2 protein-coding genes are annotated in these 1,927 nt (G+C 38.2%); both read right to left on the bottom strand.

Annotated features, from left to right (window positions below; all coding sequences use genetic code 11):
* Positions 1–49 precede the first annotated feature (49 nt).
* Complete coding sequence (locus I8J31_RS20640; RefSeq protein WP_199470472.1) at positions 50–685, bottom strand: hypothetical protein; 636 nt, start codon at positions 683–685, stop codon at positions 50–52.
* 420 nt (positions 686–1,105) lie between these two features.
* Positions 1,106–1,771 (bottom strand): hypothetical protein, encoded by a 666-nt coding sequence (locus I8J31_RS20635; RefSeq protein ID WP_199470471.1) that lies wholly within the window; start codon positions 1,769–1,771, stop codon positions 1,106–1,108.
* Positions 1,772–1,927 lie beyond the last annotated feature (156 nt).

The following is a 1,927-nucleotide window of genomic DNA, read 5'->3' as shown; positions in this document are numbered from 1 at the left end:
TGAGTGCGGCCTTGACCTAGCCGGAGCATCCATATATGTCCTGTTAAGTTTATCTCATGCGATATGTCATTGTTGGTGTAGGTGGCTCAGGTTCAATATTCAAAGACTGAGATAAAACATCAACATTTTCAAAAGGAATCATATTGACACTACCGTCATCGGCGACATTCAAAATAAAGCCACCGCAGCCATCAGTAGTAGATCCAGTAGCCGATTCTATAAATGACAGGTATTCTTTTAGTTCATCATAATTTAGTCCAAGATCAAACTGCCCCCCTATAATAGCTGAACAAAACTTATCCAACATGTAATATCTATCAATTTCATTGTGGATGGTGCTGTATGGTACAAATCCTAAAGTGTTTTCTAATCCAAAACCTAGGAAATGTGACTTATTACTCAAGATTAATACTTTTTCATTTACTGATGAGTTTAGACTTTCATTAAGATTTTTTTTTGCTTCTTTCTCAAGCTCTGTACCAATTTTTTCTTTATCTCTTTTAAACTCAAAAATGAAACTCTTCCCTGACCAATTTACAAATAAATCATTGAGTTTTTGCTCATCAGGTGTTTGTTGAACAAGTTGAACGGACTTATCACTTAAGCCTTTATTTGTTTGCGCAGCTTGAAAACCAAGAGCAAAAATAAAATTACCAATATATACATTCTCGTACGGCTGTTTCACGGAGTCTCCCTGTGTATCCCTAAAATTTTAATAATGCGTTACACGTTATCATATATCTTCATTAGAGAATGACTTACATCTAACCCAAACTAAACCTATCCCTTTACTCCATGAAAAACAACAACTAAAGCCCACGTCGTTGGGCTTTGGTTTTGTTGCTTGAAAAGTTATCGCTTAGAAGTCGGCGAAGGTGCGTTGTGTGGCTTTTTTGAGTTGGTCGATGCTGTCGTTGGCCCAGTCGGCTTACTTGAATTAAAAGGCTGAGTTGGGCGATTTGTTGTTATCGGACGGCTTTGATGAGGCGGACGAGTTCGATGTTGGGGTCGGCGGGGAAATAGCAGAGCAACCACCAAAACCCTTGGTATGACTGGGCTTGATAGGTGGTTATCCTGTTAAGCGTTAAATAAGAAAACAAAAAAATCACCCTAAAAAGAGTGATTCGATTGAGTGCGGCCTTGACCTAGCCGGAGCATCCATATATGGCCTGTTAAGGTTAACTTTTTGTTCGTGTTTTCGTGAACAGGCACCTTCAAATTTTTCATCATCTACGCTCTGCTCAATCGCAAGAATATCTATACCAGAAATTGAAAAGAATTTTGTAGTAGAGACTATAAATGGAACACCTGTAAAATTTTCAGAAGAAAGCCTTTCATAAATTTTATTATCGGCTAACCTTATTTCTTTTTCCAATTTTTCTTCTTTAATCTTATCCCAAACTGGAGAGCTCTTATTTTCACGGCGAATCAAGTCTCCTTGAGTCAAATAATAAAAAGTCAATTTGTTCCCTTCTAGCTCCCATGAGCCTGTTACAGGACGACTATAAAAGAAAAGTGAATGCTCTGGGATGACCGAAAAAGGATAAACTGTAGTTGATATACCGCTAAAAGAACCATCACTTTTATAATCTAATTCATCTCCATATCCAATGGAATGACCTGCAAGCAAGAGCATACAATCCCACTTCCCAATAAACTGATCTCTCGTTATATGCTGAGATTCTTCAACTTTAGTAATCGTTTGTTGATTCGTCGTCGAACACCCTGAGATCAAAGCTACTACGACAAACAAAAATACAGCACTTCTCATGCTTTCCTCCGTGAAAATAAGTTTTGATCATCTTATCTAAAACCTATCTCTTTACCCCATGAAAAACAATAACTAAAGCCCACCGGATTGGGTGGGCTTTGTTTTTGTTGCTTGAAGCGTTGTCGCTTAGAAGTCGGCGAAGGTGCGTTGTGTGGC

Source organism: Marinomonas transparens, from assembly GCF_016463975.1.
In the GTDB taxonomy this organism is placed as follows: Bacteria; Pseudomonadota; Gammaproteobacteria; order Pseudomonadales; family Marinomonadaceae; genus Marinomonas; species Marinomonas transparens.
The sequence above is the reverse complement of the archived record's forward strand: the minus strand, read 5'-3'. Positions and strand labels throughout refer to the sequence as shown.

What these genes read in the sequence shown, in the direction of transcription:
- I8J31_RS20635 (WP_199470471.1), bottom strand. Translation starts at nt 1,771, where the DNA reads ATGAGAAGTGCTGTATTTTTGTTTGTCGTAGTAGCTTTGATCTCAGGG.